The organism is Lysinibacillus sp. FSL K6-4013, from assembly GCF_038630435.1.
GTDB lineage: Bacteria > Bacillota > Bacilli > Bacillales_A > Planococcaceae > Lysinibacillus > Lysinibacillus boronitolerans.
Genome location: NZ_CP152031.1, coordinates 919,566 through 942,038 on the forward strand (window position 1 = coordinate 919,566; position 22,473 = coordinate 942,038).

Annotated in this window: 21 protein-coding genes and 1 riboswitch; of the genes, 10 read left to right on the top strand and 11 right to left on the bottom strand. The window is 36.5% G+C overall.

Annotated elements, in window-relative coordinates; genetic code table 11:
• Positions 1 to 187: 187 nt before the first annotated feature.
• The 7 genes from thiW to MHB39_RS04345 all read right to left on the bottom strand — a co-directional run bounded on the left by thiW (position 188) and on the right by MHB39_RS04345 (position 6,986).
• The gene (gene thiW, locus MHB39_RS04315; protein WP_342545916.1) at positions 188 to 688 is read right to left on the bottom strand and encodes an energy coupling factor transporter S component ThiW; all 501 of its coding nucleotides are present in this window, start codon (positions 686 to 688) and stop codon (positions 188 to 190) included.
• A gap of 96 nt (positions 689 to 784) precedes the next feature.
• Positions 785 to 892, bottom strand: a riboswitch (TPP riboswitch).
• Positions 893 to 958: 66 nt separating this feature from the next.
• Complete coding sequence (locus tag MHB39_RS04320) at positions 959 to 2,155, bottom strand: MFS transporter (protein ID WP_342545917.1); 1,197 nt, start codon at positions 2,153 to 2,155, stop codon at positions 959 to 961.
• Positions 2,156 to 2,656: 501 nt separating this feature from the next.
• The gene (locus MHB39_RS04325) at positions 2,657 to 3,730 is read right to left on the bottom strand and encodes an ABC transporter substrate-binding protein (RefSeq protein ID WP_342545918.1); all 1,074 of its coding nucleotides are present in this window, start codon (positions 3,728 to 3,730) and stop codon (positions 2,657 to 2,659) included.
• A complete protein-coding gene (locus MHB39_RS04330) occupies positions 3,727 to 4,524 on the bottom strand; it encodes an ABC transporter permease (protein WP_342545919.1) in 798 nt (265 codons plus the stop codon). The genes MHB39_RS04325 and MHB39_RS04330 overlap by 4 nt, the downstream gene beginning before the upstream one ends.
• Positions 4,521 to 5,330, bottom strand: coding sequence for an ABC transporter permease (locus MHB39_RS04335; protein WP_016992850.1), 810 nt, complete (start codon positions 5,328 to 5,330; stop codon positions 4,521 to 4,523). Before MHB39_RS04335 ends, MHB39_RS04330 begins: the two co-directional genes overlap by 4 nt.
• Positions 5,320 to 6,426, bottom strand: coding sequence for an ABC transporter ATP-binding protein (locus tag MHB39_RS04340; RefSeq protein ID WP_036075738.1), 1,107 nt, complete (start codon positions 6,424 to 6,426; stop codon positions 5,320 to 5,322). The genes MHB39_RS04335 and MHB39_RS04340 overlap by 11 nt, the downstream gene beginning before the upstream one ends.
• Positions 6,427 to 6,443: 17 nt before the next feature.
• Positions 6,444 to 6,986, bottom strand: a complete 543-nt coding sequence (locus MHB39_RS04345; RefSeq protein WP_004224674.1) for an XRE family transcriptional regulator — start codon at positions 6,984 to 6,986, stop codon at positions 6,444 to 6,446.
• A gap of 406 nt (positions 6,987 to 7,392) precedes the next feature.
• On the opposite strand from MHB39_RS04345, the gene MHB39_RS04350 reads away from it, so the two are divergent.
• The 7 genes from MHB39_RS04350 (at position 7,393) to MHB39_RS04380 (ending at position 12,690) form a co-directional block, all read left to right on the top strand.
• Positions 7,393 to 7,935 (top strand): peroxiredoxin, encoded by a 543-nt coding sequence (locus MHB39_RS04350; protein ID WP_036075735.1) that lies wholly within the window; start codon positions 7,393 to 7,395, stop codon positions 7,933 to 7,935.
• A gap of 148 nt (positions 7,936 to 8,083) precedes the next feature.
• A complete protein-coding gene (locus MHB39_RS04355) occupies positions 8,084 to 8,539 on the top strand; it encodes a redoxin domain-containing protein (RefSeq protein ID WP_004224678.1) in 456 nt (151 codons plus the stop codon).
• A gap of 141 nt (positions 8,540 to 8,680) precedes the next feature.
• A complete protein-coding gene (locus MHB39_RS04360) occupies positions 8,681 to 9,343 on the top strand; it encodes a TrkA family potassium uptake protein (protein ID WP_004224679.1) in 663 nt (220 codons plus the stop codon).
• Between the two features lie 6 nt (positions 9,344 to 9,349).
• Positions 9,350 to 9,829, top strand: a complete 480-nt coding sequence (locus tag MHB39_RS04365; RefSeq protein ID WP_342545920.1) for a hypothetical protein — start codon at positions 9,350 to 9,352, stop codon at positions 9,827 to 9,829.
• A 130-nt stretch (positions 9,830 to 9,959) separates the two neighbouring features.
• Positions 9,960 to 11,063: a GNAT family N-acetyltransferase gene (locus MHB39_RS04370; RefSeq protein ID WP_342545921.1), complete on the top strand. Its 1,104-nt coding sequence runs from the start codon at positions 9,960 to 9,962 to the stop codon at positions 11,061 to 11,063.
• Between the two features lie 134 nt (positions 11,064 to 11,197).
• Positions 11,198 to 11,713 carry a GNAT family N-acetyltransferase gene (locus MHB39_RS04375; protein WP_342545922.1) on the top strand — a complete coding sequence of 172 codons (516 nt, stop codon included), beginning with the start codon at positions 11,198 to 11,200 and terminating at the stop codon, positions 11,711 to 11,713.
• Positions 11,710 to 12,690, top strand: a complete 981-nt coding sequence (locus tag MHB39_RS04380) for a S66 peptidase family protein (protein ID WP_342545923.1) — start codon at positions 11,710 to 11,712, stop codon at positions 12,688 to 12,690. The genes MHB39_RS04375 and MHB39_RS04380 overlap by 4 nt, the downstream gene beginning before the upstream one ends.
• A 36-nt stretch (positions 12,691 to 12,726) precedes the next feature.
• On the opposite strand, the gene MHB39_RS04385 is transcribed toward MHB39_RS04380, so the two are convergent.
• The 3 genes from MHB39_RS04385 to MHB39_RS04395 form a co-directional block, all read right to left on the bottom strand.
• Complete coding sequence (locus MHB39_RS04385; RefSeq protein WP_342545924.1) at positions 12,727 to 13,269, bottom strand: GNAT family protein; 543 nt, start codon at positions 13,267 to 13,269, stop codon at positions 12,727 to 12,729.
• 115 nt (positions 13,270 to 13,384) lie between these two features.
• The gene (locus MHB39_RS04390) at positions 13,385 to 13,588 is read right to left on the bottom strand and encodes a hypothetical protein (RefSeq protein WP_016992859.1); all 204 of its coding nucleotides are present in this window, start codon (positions 13,586 to 13,588) and stop codon (positions 13,385 to 13,387) included.
• A 178-nt stretch (positions 13,589 to 13,766) separates the two neighbouring features.
• Entirely contained in the window at positions 13,767 to 15,029 is a 1,263-nt protein-coding gene (locus MHB39_RS04395; protein ID WP_036075722.1) for a dicarboxylate/amino acid:cation symporter, read from the bottom strand.
• A gap of 396 nt (positions 15,030 to 15,425) precedes the next feature.
• Between MHB39_RS04395 and MHB39_RS04400 the strand changes: the two genes are divergently transcribed.
• From MHB39_RS04400 to mprF, 3 genes are all read left to right on the top strand, one after another.
• Positions 15,426 to 17,027 carry a sensor histidine kinase gene (locus MHB39_RS04400; RefSeq protein WP_036075720.1) on the top strand — a complete coding sequence of 534 codons (1,602 nt, stop codon included), beginning with the start codon at positions 15,426 to 15,428 and terminating at the stop codon, positions 17,025 to 17,027.
• Positions 17,028 to 17,735, top strand: a complete 708-nt coding sequence (locus tag MHB39_RS04405) for a response regulator (protein WP_342545925.1) — start codon at positions 17,028 to 17,030, stop codon at positions 17,733 to 17,735. It abuts the gene before it with no gap.
• Between the two features lie 434 nt (positions 17,736 to 18,169).
• Entirely contained in the window at positions 18,170 to 20,695 is a 2,526-nt protein-coding gene (gene mprF, locus MHB39_RS04410) for a bifunctional lysylphosphatidylglycerol flippase/synthetase MprF (RefSeq protein ID WP_342545926.1), read from the top strand.
• Positions 20,696 to 20,899: 204 nt separating this feature from the next.
• Here the strand turns inward: mprF and MHB39_RS04415 are convergent, their stop codons facing one another.
• Positions 20,900 to 22,147 (bottom strand): MFS transporter, encoded by a 1,248-nt coding sequence (locus MHB39_RS04415; RefSeq protein ID WP_036077024.1) that lies wholly within the window; start codon positions 22,145 to 22,147, stop codon positions 20,900 to 20,902.
• Positions 22,148 to 22,473: the final 326 nt, after the last annotated feature.

Below are 22,473 nucleotides of genomic sequence, written 5' to 3' on the forward strand. Positions count from 1 at the left end.
CTCCCTTTGTAGAGAGCGGCAAGTGGGCTCTTTGCTCATAAGGAGAAGAAAGGCGCTCTAAGAAGAGCCATTGCCGCTCATAAAGGAAGAAAGACCCTCCAAGTTGGGACACAGCCGCTCATAAAGCGAAGAGAGACGCTTTAATTTGGACTACCTCTATTTCAAAGAATGCTCCTATTCTCCCCTCTCAATAAAGAGAAGAATTAAACCTCTTTACTAGCTCCGTTTTACACAAGCTGCTAGCAACCATAACACCTAAAATGGCGCCGATTATACTTGATGTTAAAAAGGCTGGTAGGAAGAAGAGAGCTGCTACAGATGTGCCCATGAATAATTTTGCATAAGGGACGGCAATAAGTGAAGCAAGAATGCCAGTGCCTACAACTTCTCCGATACTTGCTAACCACATTTTACTGCTATACTTATAGGCAAGAGCAGCACAGAATGCGCCAATGACACTTCCAGGGATAGCTAATAGAGAGCCTGTCCCGGTAAGGATTCGAATGATAGCCGTGACAAAGGCAACAATAACTGTTGGTACGGGTCCAAGTATAATGGCTCCTATCACATTAATAGCATGCTGAACTGGGTACGCACGTGCGATTCCTGTTGGGATGGATACGAAAGTAGACCCTGCAACAGCAATGGCTACTAATAAAGCCATAACTGTTAATTTACGAATTGACATAAGGTTCACTCCTTTTGATAAAGTTCGTGAGGAAAAATAAAAAGGCCGCCTCCTTGAAACACAATAGGAAGCGGCCTTGCCTGTATATAGTGACAATAGCAAGTAGCGCCACTTCCCTCCGCTAATATGAACTAGATCAGGTTCAAAGGGTCCGTATATTACCATATACGTCTCAGCCTTTTAAAGACTCCCCTAGTGGTTAAAATCATTCAATTTTGTGAATCAACAATAATGTAACATACTGCTAAAAATAGTCAATGATTTTTCAGACTATTTTGTATCGGGATGCATTAAATGAGGTGCTTTTTTCAATGTCCAGATGAGCGCAAGGAAGAAGCAGGCTAATAATATGATAGATCCGAAAATATAGGGGCTATTCATATTCCAGTCAAATAATAGACCAGCTAAAGCAGGTCCAATCATATTCCCAAGGCTCATATAGGCATTATTCAAGCCCGCAGCAAATCCTTGCTCTTTCTCTGCAAGCTTTGAGATAAGTGTATTAACAGCTGGACGAATTAATGTCGTTGCTGTAGAGAAAATCGTTGCTACAACTAATATAAGGGCAAAGCCAGAAACAAATAATATTAAGAAAATAGCAACAGCTGCAATAAATAAATTGACAAGTACTACTTTCATTTCACCGAAGCGATTGAACAGCGGTGTAATGATAAACATTTGTACTACTACTCCAAAAGCACCACCAACAACTAATATAATTGCTATATCCACAGGTGTGTAATTAAACTTTTCTGTCACAAATAATGATAATGTCGTTTGGAAATTTGCAATTCCGAATGAGAACACCAGCATAATAATAAGCATTACAAAATAAGGCATATGTATGGAACGAGCCATTTGCTTCGCCAGATTGTCTTGCTTTTGTTTCTTTTGAGCAGTGTTTGGTTTGGTAGATGGTAATAAGAAATAAGATAAAATAGAAGCTAGGATGGCTGCAGCTCCAGCGGTGAAAAATGGAAAATGTAAGCTTACCTTTGCTAAGAAACCACCGATTCCTGGCCCAATCATAAAGCCAAGAGACATAGCGGCACCCAACATCCCCATACCTTTCCCACGTTCTTCATAGGTTGTGACGTCAGCAACAAAAGCCATAATAGGAGGTGCAACAAATGCGGAACCTAGACCACCTAAAAAGCGTGCTAAAAAGAGCATCCATACATCTGTAGCAAGGCCGAAACCGATTTGAGCAAGACCTGTTACGATAAGACCGAAAATAATTAAATTTTTTCGACCGTACTGATCTGAAAGATTCCCAGCAATTGGAGAAAATACGAATTGAGCTAAGGCGAACGTTGCAATTAGCATACCTAGAACTTGTCCTGCTGCACCAAATATTTTTAAATACTCTGGCATGACAGGAATAATTATGCCGATACTCCCCATTGCGATAAACATATTAAACATTAAAATATACAAAGCCGCCTTATTGGACTTCTGCTGGGTCATCGAATGAACCCCCTTTTTGTAATCAAATATAGTACAGTCTATCATAAAGAATTATTGCTTGGCTAATAGTTAAGATTATAGTACTGGTTCTATATTTAGAATGGTTTTCCACAAAAGTTTTCGTCGGGGCACTTATGAATTGTAAAATAATCCATTTTTGTAATAAAAGTGGATGGACTTCGCTTGTGAAATTTGTGGGTTTGTCTGTAATGGCATAAAGTTTAACTATGTTCAGAAGTAATGAGTGAAGGTTATGTAATACTAAAAGTACATTTTTATGGCTTGCTTATTGATAAAATAATTTGTGCAGGATAGGTGACAAGTATCTATATGCGAGGTTTTTTCATAACAGAAGATGTGGGGAATCTTCAAATTCTAGTTAAATTATTTTCTAAATATAATAATACAAATAGTTGATGGATAATGTTCTTAATTTAATAGAAAGTTAGATAAGCAGAGAAAAAACTAGCGAATTGGTGTGAAACCAATTCGCTAGCTGAATTATCGAATACTCATTTTAAATTCTAAGAATAATTCATTGTATTTCCCTAAATAATCAGGTCCTAAATTTTTGTAGACCTCTAATGTGTCACGTTGTTCTTCAGAAGGATAGTAACGTTCGTCAGAAACAACTTCTTCGTCCATTAAGTCCATAGCTGCAATATTAGGTGTTGAGTAGCCTACAAAATCGGCATTTTGAGCACCAGATTCAGCACTTAGCATGAAGTTGATAAAGGCATGGGCACCATCAATATTTTTTGATGTTTTTGGGATGACCATATTATCAAACCATAAGTTTGAGCCTTCCTCAGGTACAGCAAAGTCTAGCTCTTCATTTTCATACATCATGTCAGCAGCTTGACCAGACCAAGTAAGGGCAACTGTTGCCTCATTATTGATCATTAACGGTGTAATTTCATCTCCAATGATCGCTTTTACATTTGGTGCAAGTGTGATTAACTTGTCAGTAGCTTTGCGAAGTTCCTGATCATCTAGTGAATTTAGAGAATAGCCAAGACTGTTTAAGCCCATGCCAATGACTTCACGAGCACCATCTACTAAAAAGACTTTTCGTTTTAAAGAAGGGTCCCATAAATCGTCCCAAGAAGAGAAGTCTAAGTCACCAACTAGGCTTGGATTATAGACTATACCGACAGTTCCCCAAAAATAAGGGACAGAGTATTTATTGTTATCATCGAATGGTAAATCTAAAAAGTAAGGATCAATATTTTTTAAATTAGGGATTTTCGTTTTATCTAAAGGAATCAATAAATTTTCTTCCTTCATTTTTTCGATCATATACTCAGAAGGGACAGCAATATCATAAGCTGTTCCGCCTTGTTGAATCTTTGTCATCATAGCTTCATTGGAATCGAATGTTTCATAAATGACATGAATGCCTGTTTCTTTTTCAAATTCTTTTAACAAATCAGGATCAATATATTCTCCCCAGTTAAAGATGGTTAACGTATCTTTTCCACTTTTACCGCCACCTGCACTTAAGGCATCAGCCGCATAGAATAGAAGGGCTGAAACGACAAGGATGGCGATGGTTGCTTGAATTAGTGACTTCATCGTTGCCCCTCCATTTTTTTATTCGTACGACTTGTAATGAAATAATAACCAACAACAACTAAAACCGTAACAAAGAATACTAAACCAGAAATCGCATTCACCGTTAGAGAAATTCCTGCGCGGGCCATTGAATAAATTTCTACTGATAAAGTACTAAAGCCATTACCTGTTACAAAGAATGTCACGGCAAAATCATCTAATGAATACGTAAGGGCAAGGAAGAAGCCTGCAAAAATCCCTGGTTGAATATAAGGAAGAATGACACGCATCATAACGTCCTTTTTCGTTGCCCCTAAATCTAATGCTGCATCGATTAATGAGTTATTCATTTCTAGTAGCTTTGGTAAAACCATTAATACAACAATCGGTACACTAAATGCAACATGCGCTAATAAAACAGATGCAAAGCCCAGTTTAATACCTACCAGTGTAAATAAAATTAAAAAGCTAGCCCCGATAATAACGTCTGGGCTGACGATTAAGACATTGTTTAAGGATAATAAAGTATTACGCATTTTTGAATCCTTAACCGTCACAATTCCAATAGCTCCTAGGGTACCAATAATAGTGGAAATGAGAGCGGAAAGAAGTGCCACGATAACCGTATTTATTAATATAACAAGAAGACGTGAATCTTCAAAAACCGCCTGATAATGCTCCAAAGTAAAGGATTTAAAATTATTCATGGAACCGCCACTATTGAATGAGTAAAAGATTAAATAGAAGATCGGAGCATAGAGAACGATAAAAACAATTGTTAAATAGACTTTGGCTGATGCAGATAGTTTGTTCATCGTACGCGACCTCCTTTATCCTTTTGCCCCGTAACTAGCATAATAATCACCATAAATAAAATTAAGAATACAGCAATAGTGGAACCCATACCCCAGTTTTGTGTCACAAGGAATTGCTGTTCAATCGCTGTACCTAGAGTAATGACACGGTTCCCAGCAATTAAGCGAGTAATCATGAACAGGGATAGAGCAGGAATAAAGACGACTTGAATACCAGATTTAACGCCATCCATTGTCAATGGTAAAACAACACGACGGAAGGTAGTAAAAGCCGAAGCACCTAAATCACGTGCTGCATAAATGAGCGTTGGGTTTAAACGATCTAAAGAATTGAAGATCGGTAAAATCATAAATGGAATAAAAATATAGACTGACACAAAGACAAAGCTAATATCAGTAAAGAGCATTTGCTTTGGATCGAAGCCAAATACTTCGATAAATGCATTAATAGGTCCGTATAACCCAAAGATGCCGATAAAGGCATATGTTTTTAACAAAAGATTAATCCATGATGGAATAATAATAAGTAGAAGCCAAAGTTGTTTATGCTTTGTCTTCGTTAAAAAATAAGCAGTTGGATATGAAATTAATAGTGTAAAGAGTGTAATTAAAAATGCATACCAAAATGAGCTCAATGTCATCTTTAAGTAAACTGAAGAAAAGAACGCTTTATAGTTATCGAGCGTAAAGTTGCCATGTAAATCGAGTAGGGAATAATAAACAACAAGTGCAATTGGCGCGATAACGAAAAAGGCAATCCATAACACATATGGAAATAACGCTGATTTCGATGTTTTAGTTTGCATCTTCATCGTCTCCATATGATTCTAATCGTTTATCAAACTCTTCCTCTGTTTCATTTAAGCGCATTACATGAATCGCCTCAGGATCAAAGTCTAAGCCAATTTCTGTCCCTACTTCTGCTTTCTTTAATGAATGGACTAGCCACTCATTACCATCTTTATCGTATGTGGATAATTCATAATGTACCCCTCGAAATAATTGTGTATCCACTTTTACTACAAGTTTGCCTTTATCAATTGTTGTCATTTCTAAATCTTCAGGTCGAATAACAATATCTATTTTTTCATTTGGCTTCATTCCTTGATCGACACATTCAAAAACTTTGCCAGCAAATGCAACCTTAAAGTCCTCAATCATCACACCAGGTACAATATTGGATTCACCAATAAAGTCAGCAACAAAGCGGTTAATTGGTTCATCATAAATATCCACAGGTGTACCTGATTGCTGAATTTGACCTTCACTTAAGACAAAAATTTCGTCACTCATGGCAAGTGCTTCTTCTTGATCATGTGTAACAAAGACAAATGTTTTGCCAAGACGTTGCTGTAATTCACGTAGCTCATATTGCATTTCTGTACGTAGCTTTAAGTCTAAAGCTGAAAGTGGCTCATCCAGTAAAATCACTTCAGGATCATTGACAATGGCACGCGCAATCGCGACACGTTGTCGTTGTCCTCCAGACATTTCAGATATTTCGCGGTTACCATAGCCTGCCAAATTGACAAACTTTAAGGCTTCAGCCACACGTTCTTTTATGTCCTTTTCAGGAAGCTTTTTAATGCGGAGGCCAAATGCGACATTTTCAAAAACATTTAAATGAGGGAATAGCGCATAATCCTGAAAAACAGTATTAACTTGACGTTCATTGGCAGGAACTGCATTAATCTTTTTATCATGGAAAAATACATTTCCTGTTGTAGGTTCGGTAAATCCTGCGATAATTCGTAAAATGGTTGTTTTACCACAACCTGATGGACCTAGGAGTGTGTAAAATTTCCCTTTTTCAAGCTCCAAATTGATATTTTTTAAAACGACGGTACCGTCACTATATGACTTTGAAACATTTTCAAAGCGGATAATTGAATTGGTTGTCATGGATGCGCCTCCTTAAGCTATAAATAAGAATCTGTTGCGACAAGTAAAATTTTTGTTTCATCATCATGTGCATTAAAAATCTGATGATGGTCTGTCGCGTCATAATAAAGTGCGTTGCCTTCACTTGCGATATACTGTTCATTCCCTAAAACGAGACGAATACGCCCTTTAACCACATAAATAAATGTTTCCGAGAGCGAAGGCTCAAACTGTTTGAACTCGCCATCTGCCGCAAAGGTTAAGAAAATGGGTTCCATCTCTTTCTCATTCGAAGTAGGAATCAGCCATTGAATTTCATATTTTTTTTCTTCATCGGTATAGGTAGATTGATCTTCCTCTGTATAAACAACCTTCTGTTCAGGTGATTCATCATCAAAAAAGTCTTTAGGTCTCGACCCTAAAACTTCTAATATTGAAAATAATGTTTCAATTGAAGGTGAGTTTAGATCACGTTCTAATTGGGAAATATAGCCTTTACTTAAATCTGTACGTTCTCCAAGTTCCTCTTGGGTAAGACCTTTTTTTAAACGAAGCGCTTTAATTTTTGCTCCTATTTGCATCTTTTCCCTCCTAAGAGAAGTTTAGCAATGATAAACTTTTGAAATATGAAGTTTACTTTAACGAAACTTTTAGTTTACTAAAACCATTACAATTATACATAATAATAAAAAATTTGCAATCGTTTTTCGTGAAAAAAATAGCTATAAAAAGTTAAAAAATGAGGTATAAATGAAAGTGAGAAAAATTTTGTATAGTGTAGAATATTTTTGTTAAAAATAGCTAATAGAAAGACATTAGTGATAATTCCAGTGATGGATTTGACGAATTTTTGTCAATCCATTTCAATCATCCGAACGGGCGGAGTTTACTTGTTTGAAAAACTGCGGTTACTCTGCTATCGTAGAAGACGAGTTCGCTAGTGCGAATGGAATATATAAACTACATATTTATTCGGAGGGATTTATTATGGCAGAACGCATGGTAGGTAAACAAGCACCTGACTTTACAATGGAAGCAGTACTTTCAGACAAATCGTTTGGTAAAGTATCATTAGCAGATATTAAAGCACAAGATAAATGGACAGTTCTTTTCTTCTATCCAATGGACTTTACATTTGTATGTCCAACTGAAATCACTGCAATGAGCGATCGTTATGACGAGTTCGAAGACTTAGATGCAGAAGTAATCGGTGTTTCTACTGACACAATCCACACACACTTAGCATGGATTAACACAGACCGTACGCAAAATGGTCTTGGTGAATTAAAATACCCATTAGCTGCTGATACAAACCATCAAGTATCTAAAGAATATGGCGTATTAATTGAAGAAGAAGGTATCGCATTACGTGGTTTATTCATCATCAACCCAGAAGGCGAATTAAAATACCAAACAGTATTTGATAACAACATCGGCCGTGATGTTGATGAAACACTACGTGTACTTCAAGCACTACAAACTGGTGGTCTTTGCCCAGCTAACTGGCGTCCAGGCCAAGCAACTCTATAATTTAAATAGAGTTCAGGCATTATGCAACAAATTAACAGTCCCCACGACAAGCTTGTGGGGACTTTTAACTGAACTTTTATTATTGGAAAGAGTTTTTAGACCGTTATCTAAATATTGAAGACAAACAATCTATTAGAGGAGGATTTTTATGAAACTTCGTGAACAAATGCCTGAATTAGTTGGCGCTACGACTTGGTTAAATGGTGAAGTAACAAAAGCAGAATTAGTAGGCAAAAAACCAACATTAATCCACTTCTGGTCAGTAAGCTGCCACTTATGTAAAGAGGCAATGCCAGACGTAAACAATTTCCGCGATCAATATAAAGATGAATTAAACGTTGTAGCAGTACATATGCCACGTTCTGAGGCAGATACTGATTTAGATACAATTAAAGCAGTAGCAGCAGAGCATGATATTGTGCAACCAATCTTTGTAGACAGTGAAATGAAGCTAACGGATGCTTTTGAAAACCAATATGTGCCAGCATATTTTGTGTTCGATAAAGATGGTCAGCTGCGTCATATGCAAGCTGGTGGTAGTGGTATGAAAATGCTAGAAAAGCGTGTAAACCGTGTGCTAGATGAGATGCGAAACGCTGAATAATAACAATATTTAGAAGGCGGGGATATAGGTCCTCGTCTTTTTTGCTGTCCAACATTGACGAATGGGCTCTTGTTTTGACAATACATATTGCAAAGAATACGCTACAATGGTGGTATAGTAGTTTTCGGAGGGATTTTTATGATGAAAAAAGAGTTTGCAGTCATAGGGCTTGGACGTTTTGGAGGGAGTATTGTTCGTGAATTAATGAGTCAGGGCGCACAGGTAATGGCGATTGACCATTCTTCAGAGCGTGTAGATGAGTTTGCTTCCATTGCTACACAAGCTGTTATTGCAGATTCAACCGACGAATCGGTATTGAATTCATTAGGTATTCGTAATTTTGAGCACGTAATTGTAGCAATTGGGGAAGATATCCAGGCAAGTATATTAACAACCATTATTTTAAAGGAAATTGGTGTTGAGCAAATAACAGTAAAGGCTCAGAACGATTACCATGAAAAGGTTTTACGTAAAATTGGCGCAGATTTTGTCGTCCATCCTGAGCGGGATATGGGTATTCGTATTGCTAATAATATGTTATCGAATACTGTTCTAGATTATTTAGAGCTATCAGATGAACATTCAATTATGGAATTAAAGGCCAATGATGCGATTGCTGGATATTCCATTATGGATTTGGATATTCGCGCTAAATATGGCATCAACATTGTGGGAATAAAGCGTGGGGCTGATATCATTGTATCTCCACAGGCAAGTGACAAGATTTTATTAGGAGATATTATGCTTGTTATAGGCGCTGATGTTGATATAAATCGTTTTGTTAAAAAGGCATTGAACGGGTAAGAGCAGATGACGAAACGCAGATGGAGACTTGTTATATTAGCTGGTATTTTACTAATTGGTGCTTTTATTATGCAAAACAGAGAAAAAAGTGAAGATGAGGCAATCTCTCTTGTTCTAGATCATGCTACAGAAATTGATGACATTGAATTATTTCAAGGAGATCGATCTCTATTTCGTGCTACAGGCGATGAGGCACAAGACTTTATTGAGAAATATCCATTGAGTCATGTAAGGAAGCTTTCCAAAAAGGAAAGAACTATTTTTGAAGAAAAGCCAGCATATCATATCGTTTATAAAATGAAGGATAAGCCTCTTTATGAGGTGGAAATATTAAAAGTGGTTATTAGTTCTGAACTTGATGAAGAGTTGCAGCAAATGGTTTTTCGCTTGGATGATGCACAATATTTGGTCTATTGGGCAAAGGAGAAAAAGGTACTTGAACAATCAACCAATACGCAACGGTTACTTGAACAATACGGGCAATAATGCAGGTAGTGATTCAGCAATTCATGCTGGTCACTACTTTTTTATATCTGTAAGAAAAAAATGGAAAAAATATTTGATTTTAACGAGAGAGTTAGATTAAACTTTGACATAACGAAGGGGGCTAGATGTAATGAAAATCATGTCAACTAATTGTGTAATCGAACAATTACAACTAGAACATTTTACAGATATACATAAACTCTACTCTAATAAACAGGTTCGAACTTACCTCGGTGGTGTTCCATCAAACAGCTATATAGAAGCATCTTTTAAAGGCATGCTAGAAGCGCCATTTCCTAATACATATTTATCTATCACTTTAAAGGAGACAGGTGAATTTATCGGTCTTGTCTCAATCGATGAATACCATGATAAGGAGTTATATGAGCTTTCCTATCAATTTTTACCTCAGTTTTGGGGGAGGGGGCTAGCTTTTGAAGTACTTACACAGATAATTGAGGAGGGTTTGAATTATCTGAATATAGCATCTATTGTGGCAGAAACACAAACAGCTAACAAGGCATCGTGTCGCTTGCTCGAAAAGTTAGGAATGAAGAAAGTACAGATGTTAGAAAGATTTGGGCAGGAACAAGCTGTATATGAATTAAGAAAAAATAATAAACCGACAAGACAAATCATTGCCCTATCAGGCGGCGGATTTTCTCAACAGAATCCTTCATTTATCGATGAGTATATTTTACAACAAGCTCAGACAAATGAACGAGTTAAAATTTGTTTTATTCCCACCGCAAGTAATGATGCACAAGGGTATATCGAGAAGTTTTATGCAGCTTTTCATCATTGTGAAGCAACACATATTCTGCTAAAGGATATGCTTGATAATAATATTCGAGAAAAAGTACTAGCACAGCATATTATCTATGTGGGCGGGGGAAATACAGGTTATCTTCTTGAAAAGTGGCGAGAATATGGTTTTCATGAATTGTTAAAGGAAGCTTATCAAAAAGGGGTTCTATTAGCTGGTATCAGTGCTGGGGCAATGTGTTGGTTTGAAAAATGCTATAGTGAAAATACCGAGAATGATTTTGAGGAATGGAATGGCTTAGGGCTATTATCAGGTACCTATTGTCCTCATTATAATGATCAAGAGAGAAGATGGGCATTTGATCGCTGGATAGAAAATCATCCCACATTACAAGCTTACACACTCATAGATACTGAGACACTCCATTTTAGGAATGAAAAGTTAGTAGCTAAAATTCAAACCTATTAGAAGGGACGAAGAAAGTATGAGAATTCCAGCAAAACTAACACTGGGTGATGAGATACTTTGGTGGCAATGTCCATATAAATACAAAAGAATTGAGGTTTCAGGTATCTATATTTTAGAAAGAGAGCGTGCTAAACATGATCATACGAGAAGCAACCCGACAGGACAGTGAACAAATGATAGCTGTTATGACAAATGCAGAGGCATCTAATTTTATGTTATTTGGACCAGGTGAGCGCAATTTAACACCTAAACCATTTGGGGAGTATATAGACAAGCTACAGAATAGTCACCACTCAGCTTTGTTCGTAGCTGAAACGGATGAGCGGATTGTGGGGTACTTAATTGTACAGGGCAATGAGCTGAAAAGAATTGCTCACCGTGCTTATCTTGTCATAGGCATACATAGTGACTATAGAGGGAGAAAAATTGGAACGGCTTTATTTCAACACGTAGAAAATTGGGCAATGGAGAATGGTGTACATCGACTAGAATTAACCGTTATGGAAAATAATGAGGCTGGGGTTGCTTTGTATAAGAAAATGGGCTTTGATATCGAGGGAACGAAGCGGGCTTCGCTGTATGTAGATGGACAATATATTAATGAATACTACATGTCAAAACTATTGATTGGGAAAGGACTTAACATATGACTTCAAAAATAAACATCGGCATCTATTCACCGTCCTCCCCAGCAACCGTGACGGCTTTGGAACGATATGAACGTGCTAAAGCATTTCTCGAGAATAAAAATTTTCAAATCGTGACAGGTTCTCTAACTGGTAAATCCGATTATTATCGTTCAGGTTCGCCAAAGGAAAGAGCCGAAGAATTGAATGAGTTACTACGCAATCCGAATGTGGATATGATTATGTCTACCATCGGGGGCACCAATGCTAATAGCATGTTACCTTATATTGATTATGAGGCTTTTCGACGACATCCAAAATGGGTCGTAGGTTATTCGGATGCAACGGCCGTTCTGTTGGCACTTTATGCAAAAACGGGAATATCAACTTTTTATGGTCCGGCCCTCATACCTTCCTTTGGCGAGTTTGCACCATTAGTAAATGATACCTTCAAATTTTTTGAGCATTATTTCTTTAAGCCGCAAGCAATACCATACGAAATTCCAATGCCTCCTTATTGGTCGGATGAGCCTGTTAATTGGCTTGAGAAGACAGTGGATAAGAAACTCAAGAAGAATGAATGGTTAGCGATTCAGGGAGGGGTTGCGGAAGGGAGATTAATTGGTGGGAATGTCAATGCCATGTATGGATTTATTGGTACGCCGTATTTCCCTGAAATTGTGGAAGGTGATATTTTATTAGTGGAGGACTGCTTAAAAAATGCTGCTGTTGTTGAAAAGAATTTTGCAATGCTAAAATTGCATGGTGTCTTTAACAAAGTTAGTGGAATCATTTTGGGGAAACATGAATGCTATGATGATTTAGGAACGGGTCGACAGCCATATGATATTCTACTTGAACAGTTGGATGGAATAGAGATTCCTATATTAGCAGAGGTGGATATTTGTCATACACACCCTATGCATCCGATAGCGATAGGCAAACGAGTAAAGCTAGATGCCACAGCTAAAAAGATATACTGTATAGAGAGATGGTTGTAATGATTAAGCCTTGCAAACGTAGCAAGGCTCTATTTGCTAGAGGTTTCGATAATCATCATCAGTTATGGCGTACATTTTTACATTTTGGTATTGTCCCTTAACAAGCATACTTTTCCGTAATAACCCTTCAAACTGCATACCTGTCTTCTCCATAACCTTTTGGGAGCCAATGTTTTCTTCAAAGCATCGTGCTTGGATACGTACTAAATCTAATTCATTAAAACCGAATTCAATGAGTTTTTTTGTTGCTTCAGTTGTGAATCCCTTATTCCAAAAATCCTCAGAAAGCACATAGCCAATTTCCGCGTATTTATGGGTGTCATTAATCGTGACAAAATCAATCGTTCCAATAATTGTGCCTGCATATTCAATACCCCATAGCATCAAATTGCCTTGCTGATAACCATTAAAAATTAATGCCATAAAAGCCTTTGTATCCTCTAAGCTCGTGTGTGCTTGCCATGTCACATAACGCGCCACATTTTCACGGGAAGAGTAGTCATACATTGCTTCTAAATCCTCGTGTGTAATAGGTCTCAATAGTAACCTTTCCGTTTTCATAATTGGTATTTTACTCATGATTTACCCCCTTTAACAAATAGTATCAAAAAAGTCGACCCATAATAATGAATTAGGTCGACTTTTTAGATTTATCCATTTTTGCAGCACTATAATAAAAAATTCTACCTTCACATTATCGATAGCGCTTATCTGTTGCTGAGGAATCCTTAGTTTTGGATTTATGTTGTTCATCTTTCACTTTTTCATTCAATTCTTCGACAGGTATTGGATCAACGGTTTTCATGTCCTCGTGTTTATCAAAAATACTTTCTTTATCTGTATCCAATACATCAGGGTTATTCGTATTACGTGTTTTCGCCTGTTTTTTATCATTCATTCACTATCACCTCTTACTATTAACTTTCACTTTTTTACTAGAGTGTAAACATTTTATTTTGGGTGATAGTGTAAGCTGATTGTTTGTTGGTTGTCAGCGTCAACCCATAAGTTCATAGCTTTTACTAGAATGAAAAAGAGTGTAGTGAAACAGAGATGGCTATCATTTCCACCATTTTTTAGGAAGAAATAGTGGTCTTTCCTTGAAGTGCACGTTCTTCCATAGCTATATCAAACTCTTTTTCAGATTTTGAAACGACCACACAAGCTACCCCATTACCAATTAAATTTGTTACAGCACGAGCCTCAGACATAAAGCGATCTACCCCGATTAACAGCGCTATTCCTTCCACTGGTATCATTGGGAATGCCGCCAAAGTTGCTGCTAATGTAATAAATCCTGAGCCTGTTACACCTGCTGCACCTTTAGAAGTAATCATTAAAATTCCGAGCAGTGTAATGATTTGAATCCAAGTTAGTTCCATTCCATATGCTTGTGCGATAAACAATGCAGCCATGGACAGGTAGATGGAAGTCCCATCTAGATTGAAGGAGTACCCAGTAGGAACGACTAAACCTACAACCTGCTTCGAGCAGCCATAATTCTCAAGCTTTCGCATCATAGATGGCAGAGCTGATTCAGAAGAGGAAGTCCCAATTACTAAGAAAATCTCATCTTTGATATAAGCGATAAATTTAAAGATGCTAAATCCAAAGAACTTTGCAATGGCACCTAAAATAAAGACAACAAATAAAAACATTGTAATATATACGGCAGCCATTAATAGACCTAGGTTACCTAAAGATTTTAAACCAAAATTCCCAATTGTATAGGCCATTGCACCAAAGGCTCCGATTGGTGATATTTTCATGACCATACTGACAATCTTGAAGAAGATCTCTGCTACTTGCTCAAAGAATGTGATAACTGGTTTTGCAGGTGCTCCGATTGAGGCAGCTGCTAAGCCAAATAAAACAGCAGAGAATAGGACGGGTAATAATTGACCAGTTGCCAATGCACCAACTACATTCTCTGGAATAATACTAGAAATGAAGGCACCTAAGCCCTGCTCAGATTCAGCTGCAGCAGTTGTATATTTCGAAATATCAGCATCAGATGCACCTGATGTATCCAAGCCTGTACCAGGACTTACGATTAAAGCAACAGCAATTCCGATTGCTAATGCAATTGTGGAAACTATTTCGAAGTAAAGTAATGCCTTACCTCCGATTTTCCCGACCTTTTTCATATCTCCCATACTGCCGATTCCAATAACGACTGTTAGGAAAATAATAGGGGCAATTAACATTTTAATTAATTTAATGAATAGATCTGCTAAGATTTTTAAGCTGGCACCGAACTCGGGGAAAATGGCTCCGACAATAATCCCAAGTATGATAGCCGCTATAACCTGAACAGTCAAATTTTTCAGTAACTTCATTTTTTGCTACCTCTTTTCTAAATTTTCTCTTTGATATCGCTTTCACTAAAAAGTATCATAGCGAATATTTCTTGAAAAAAGAGATTTAGAAAATAAGAAACATATCGTTCATTAAGTACATTTACTTACAATTACATATAAATATAGTAATATCAACAACTACCCCTGTTATGGTACGCTATAGTTAATTAATTATTGTTATAATACAAAAACATAGAGTGATAATTAAGTTCTTTTTAAATTATCAATTTATAATATTGTTCATTAAATTCAATATTTTCTGCTACTTATCTAGACTAAAGGTGTTGTCAAAAGATTTTTTTGCAGATAATCTTAAAACTAAATAAGTGTGCCACTGATTATGGGAATGCAAATTTGAAAGGAAGGAATTTTTTAATGATGAAAATGCCTGTGAACGGCAAAATACTGTTAGTGACATTTTTAATCATTGCACTCTCCTTTTTACTAGGTGGTATTTTTTTACTCGGTAACCTATTATCTGAACAGGAAAAAGATTTTGGACAGCGGGCAATGCTTGTGGCAAGAACTGTATCCAATGTACCAGAGCTTAGTGTACATTTGGAAAATGACAATATAAAAGAATCTGCAAAAAATATTAATAAAATTGTAGATGGCATTAGGGTGATTCATAAGGCCGAGTATATTGTTGTAATGAATATGGAACGTATTAAACTATCACACCCAGTAAGTAAGGAAATAGGAAAACGCAGTGAGTCGCAGGATTTAAACGCCGCATTTAGTGAACATTATTATGTATCAAAGGCACGTGGAGAATCGGGTGTTATGATACGGGCTTTCGTGCCAATTATTAATGATAAAAGGGAACAAGTGGGCATTGTAGTAGTTGGCTATTCATTACCCACACTGCTAGAAATGCTTCAAAGCTATGAGCGAGAAATTATGATAACTATTGTTATATCACTGATTTTCAGTATTTTCGGTGCATATACACTTGGACGACATATAAAAAAACAAATGTTTGGGCTTGAACCTCATGAAATTGCAAAAATGTATGTGGAAAGAACAGAAACCTTTAATGCCATGCATGAGGGAATAATAGCGGTTGATAAGGAAATGAATATCACCATTTTTAATGAAAAAGCGGCCGATATTTTAGGCGTTACTAGGAAAATAGAGGACTGTATTGGACAAAAGATTTATGATGTTTTGCCTGATACCCGTCTGCCTGAAATTGTTGAAACAGCAACACCTGTTTATGATCAGGAGCTTTACATTAATCATCATAGTATCTTAAGTAATCGTGTACCTATTATTGTGAATGGAGAGCTAGTTGGTGCAGTGGCTATGTTTAAAGATTTAACAGCTGTGAAAAAGCTTGCGGAGGAAGTAACAGGTGTAAAGGCCTTTGTTCAAGCATTGCGTGTGCAAACCCATGAGCATAAAAATAAGATTCATACGATTGCAGGACTACTGCAATTGGGACATACAAAGCAAGCGCTTGAATATGTTACTGTCACTACTGAAAATGAAGCCTCATTGACGAAGTTTCTAAATGAACGCTTTCATAATGAAAATATTTCAGGTTTGTTATTAAGTAAAGTAAGCTATGGAAAAGAACTGGGTATCGAGGTTGAGATTGATCGGAAAAGTCATTTTAAACGCTTTCCACCTCTATTAGATCATCATGATTTTGTTGTGTTGTTTGGCAATTTAATCGAAAATGCTTTTGAGGCTTTAAATGTCCTTTCGAAGGAAGATAAATATGTAGCCATCTCTGTAGATGAGCATGATGGCGTCTTAGCGATTGCAGTTACTGATAATGGGATTGGTATGACCAAAGAGGTGCAGGATCGTATGTTTGAAAATGGATTTTCATCAAAGGCTAGTGAAAATCGGGGCATTGGCTTGCATTTAGTCTATGAAATTGTAAGAAAAGGCAATGGAGATATTGAAGTCATAAGTGAATTTATGAAAGGAACAAGTTTCTTAATTTTATTTGAGTTAGGAGAAGTATAGATGGATGTAATAAATGTCTTATTAATAGAAGATGATCCAATGGTACGAGAAGTGAACAGACAATTTATTGAACAAATCAAAGGTTTTTCATTAGTTGGCTATGCTAGCAATGGAATGGAGGGAATTCAAAAAATTAAACAATTAACCCCAGAGCTTGTCTTTATGGACATTTTTATGCCAGAGCAAGATGGCATTATTACGTTAGGGAAAATCCGAGAAGAGCATCTTCCTGTTGATGTTATTGCTGTAACAGCTGCGAATGATATGCCCACTGTGCAGCGAATTTTACACTTAGGTGTCTATGATTATATTATGAAACCTTTTACGTTTGAGCGGATTGAGCAGACTTTAAAAAATTATCAAAGCTATAGAAGAAAAATAAGCGGTATGCAAGATTTAACTCAGCATGATGTCGATCATTTAATGCAACAGCGTCTTCCTGAACAAATTGTAGTAGAAACAACAGGAATGGACGCCATTCTTATAGAAGAACTCCCAAAAGGGTTTAATCGAGCTACCTTAGATAAGGTACTTGCATATATAAAAAAAAGTGGTGAGGCAGTATCAGCAGAAGAGGTATCAACTTATATAGGTACAGCACGTGTAACAGCTAGACGCTATCTAGACTTTTTAGAAAAGCAGAAGCTATTAAAAGTAGATATACAATATGGAAACGTAGGACGTCCTATTCATCGTTATTATATTTAATGATTAGTTATATGTACTGATACAAGATAGAGCCAATTTAGGAGGCGTTCTAAAAGCTTTATTATAAAGGAGAGCAAGAAGCCCGATCTCCCCATACATATAAGGTAGCATGTAAATTCGAATAGTAAGGAGTAGGGATGAGTTTTCAAATCCAGATATGCTTGTAAAATTGTTAACTTTATTGAATATGGACATTTTTATTTCTCTACTGTATAGGGGAAATGAAAATGTCTTTTTTAAGGCGATGTAGTAGGAGTAGGCAGATAAGCAAAATTGTTCGGTTGTTTGTGAATAGTATGAATAGGAGTACTTTACTTTGACAATACATATAGCAAAGAATACGTTACAATATGGAAATAGCCCGTTACCTAAAAAAATAAAATGATTTAGGTAATAGAAGTTCTAATTTAGCTCATAGGAAGTAGGTTAGGCATATGTTTAACGTCCGAAAAGAGACACTATTGAAATTTTTGAAGATTCTATTTCCAATATTACTTTTGGTGGTAGCTATTTATGAAATCCAACAATCAGTGAGTGGGATAGATGTTCATTTACTACGAAAAGAAGTGAATGAGCTTCAGCTATGGGAGCTTTTATTGATTTTTCTAATCACTTTTTTCGCAATTACACCAATGATTTTTTACGATCTTATTTTAGCAAATATATTAGGCATCAACATCAATAGACGTAATTTGCTCAATCATTCATTTATTGTAAATACCTTTTCAAACCTTATTGGCTTTGGAGGGTTAGTTGGTATATTCTTACGTGATTACTTTTATTCCAAATATAAAGAAGATAAGGAAGGCATGATCAGAAGTATTGCTTCGGTCACCCTGTTCTATTTAACAGGGATTTCTTTGTTAACGTGGATTATGTATATATTCTTTTGGGATTTCCCATTGCTAAAAGAAGAACGGTGGTTATCGATTGCAGTTGTTCTTGTCAGCCTATATGTACCAGCTTTTTGGGCGATGTATATGATTCGATATAAAAAGGAAAGTTCTTTAAAACCAAAAATATCACTTCAATTGATGGCCACTTCAATAGCTGAGTGGCTTGCTGTATTTTTCGTAATTTGGGCTTTAACGTTTATTTTGAAGATTCCAATAGAATTATCCGCATTAATTCCTATATTTTTAATTGCTTCTAGTGCAGGAATAGTCAGTATGATACCTGGCGGAGTTGGCTCCTTTGATCTCGTTTTTTTGTGGGGAACACAAAGTATAGGAATTGCTGATGAAAAAGTGTTGTTTCTATTAATTTTGTACCGTATTGGCTATTTTGTTCTACCATTTTTGGTTTCCGCATTCTTATTTATTAAAGAATATTGGATGCGGTGGAATCAATCGTGGGATGACTTACCTAATATTATTTTTCAAAAACTAAGCCATTTGCTATTAACAATATTGGTGTTTATTTCTGGCATTATTTTATTGCTATCTGCAGCAATGCCAGGGGTGCTAAGTCGTCTAAAAATTGCTCAGGAATTTTTATCCTCACCAATAATGAATGTCTCACACCAAATGACGGTAGCGGCGGGCTTTATCCTCTTAGGGTTATGTAGGGGGATAAAATATAAAGTAAAAAGGGCATATCAGCTCGCAATAGTAGTGCTAAGTAGTTCGGCGATATTTTCTATTTTTAAAGGTCTTGATTATGAGGAAGCTATTTTTTTAGTAATTGTCACAGTGTTATTAATGGTATCCAAAAAGCAGTTTTATCGAGAAAGTTATGTTTTGACATGGGGAATTGTCATACTTGACCTTGCGATAGTAACAGTTATTACAGCTATGTATGTGATGATTGGTTATGTCAATTTACCCTCTGCCAAAATTCATTTTCCTAGTGCCCTACAGGACTATATTATAACCGATTATCACGACCTCTTTTATAGTGCTGTCATCGGTATTCTTATCGCCATTGTTATTTTTTATATAGGTTATTTTATACGTACACCTAAGAAAATGGTAAATCTTTTATCTATTGAGCATGAGGAAGCTATTAAAAATCATTTGATGACCTATAAGGGAACGGAGTATTCACATCTGATTTTTTTGCATGATAAATTTGTACATTGGAATGAAAAAGGAACTGTTTTATTCTCTTATCAAATTTATGCAGATAAGATTATCGTTCTTGGAGATCCAGTTGGAAATGAATCTGATTTTTTATCTGCTATCCAAGAATTTTTAGAATTGGCAGATCGGCATGGTTATACACCTGTCTTTTATGAGATAAACAATAAAATTTTCTCTGCATTACATGAGTATGGATATAGTTTCTTTAAGCTTGGTGAGGAGGCATTTGTAGATCTAGAGAAATTTACCCTCACAGGTAAAGAAATGAAGGGAAGTCGAGCGATAAAAAATAAGTTTGAACGAGAAAATTATATAGTAGAAATACTGAGTCCTCCTTATTCTCAGGAAGTCATGAAGGAATTGAAAGAGGTATCAACAAAATGGTTGCAGGGAAGAGCAGAGAAAGGTTTTTCGCTCGGTTTTTTTGATGAACATTATTTAAGCACTTCAAATATTGCCATTTTACGTGGCGCACAAGGAACGTTTGGCTTTGCTAGTATTATGCCGATGTATGATCGAGGCGAAAGAGTTTCTGTGGATCTTATGAGGTTTAAGCCTGGTTCGCCATCTGGAACAATGGATTTCATTTTCCTATCATTATTTGAATGGGCAAAATCGGAAGGCTATCGTGTCTTTAACATGGGGATGTCGCCTTTATCCAATGTCGGACAGTCTAGATATTCCTTTTTAAGTGAAAAAATAGCTGCACAAATCTTTCTACATGGGCAGCATTTCTATCATTTTAAAGGATTAAAAAACTTTAAGCTAAAATATGCGGATTTTTGGGTACCAAAGTATGTAGCGTATCGGAAGAAATCCTCATTACCGTTCACAATGGCACAAATTACGTTGTTAATCGGGCAAAAGAGGAAAAAGTAAGGAATTAAACTTTTAAATAATAATAATTCAGGTGCTGCATGAAGCAAGATGTGAAAGCACAAGAAATTATTCTTAAGACATGAATAAAGACGAAAAAGCCCTACATAAAGTAGGGCTTTTTTAGCGTCAAGATGCGTTTATGATTGTTTATAAGCTAAATTCTAATTGTTATTTTATCCTCAACAATTATCTGAAATAAAATCTTCACTTTTTTTCTAGCGAGTCACCATGCTCAGCAGTAGGTTTACCAGCTTTTAATAAGACTTTACTGCCCAGAAGGAAAAATCCTTGGATGAAGAGTAATAGTCCTGTACCGATGAGTAGCCACTCAATAGCAATAATATCAGCTATTGGCCCAAAAATTAGCATTCCTAAAGGCATCATAGAGGTAGATATCATACTAAGAATGCCAAATACTCTTCCCATATAGTCACTTTCCACTTTTTCTTGTAATAACACCGTTGCAGGTGTATTAAAGATTGGCATGGCTATGCCAGTAAGGGCCATGATCCCAAGATACAGCCAAAAAACAGGGATGATTCCGAGAGCCATTGTACAAAGACCAAATAATAGAGCGGATAATGTCATCGTATGCACTTTATTTTTAAAGCCACCCCAAGTTGCGATTGCGATACCACCAACTAACATCCCAATGGCAAAGGCCATTTCGATGGCAGTCAAACGCCATACATCATTGCCAAAAGTTCGTGTAACTTGTAAAGGCGTTAAAAAGGCAGCAGGTGCAGCAAGCAGCATGAAAAAGGCAAAGAACAAGAATAATTGTTTCAAGAAAGCATGCTCTTTAATATAGATAAAGCCTTGTTTCATATCACTAAAATAGCCTGTTGTTTGTGGCTGATTAGCTTTTGCATGTGCAGGAATATGCAGAAATAATAAGAAGATAGCGATGGCAATAGCCGCTGTTGTCACATCAATAAAGAATATAGATTCAATAGAAGCCATCGTTAATAATGCACCACTTGCCATAGGAGCAAGAATCATGATAAACGCTTGAATGCTACTATTTGCGCCATTAACCTTCATTAAATGCTCTTCAGGCACAAATTGTGGTAAAATAGCGCCCACTGCTGGTGTTTGAATACCTGCACCAACTGCACGTACAGCTGATATAACAAATAGTAGCCAGAGCTCATCATAGCCGATCAAAAATAAAATCGCTAAAATTAGCGTAGATAAGGCAATCATACCATCAGCTAAAATAATAAGCCATTTACGGTTATAGCGATCTGCCCAGACACCAGCAATAGGTGCTAAGAAGAAGGTTGGTAAAAAGCCGCAAATAATCGCAATGGTCATCATGCTGCCTGATTGCGTTGTAAGTGTGATATACCATGTAATGGCATATTGCACAAGAGCAGAGCCAAAAAGTGAAATTGTTTGACTACTTAAAAAAAGTATCGTATTACGTTTCCAATGTTCCAAATTCGTCATTCCTTTCTAACAGTAGTGCCTGTGTGGAAAGTAAAAGACAACACAAAAAAAGAGGGGAGTAGCAGTCCCCTCTTTTCCAGTATTCCTAAAACAGACTAGACCTAATTCCATTTCCCTTGCACAGCAGGCAAAGTGTACACATATTTAATTAATAATGTGAAATCGTAGTCTAATTGAAGCTGTCATTTGGAATACCTCCGTTCTATATAAGTTGTGTTGATTGTAGCATAAAGTTCATCTATGCGTAAAGAATGAATGAAGCAAAAATTAGGTTGAATTTAAAAATATGGAAATTGTAAAGAAGCAACTCATCTACGTTTTTTCAC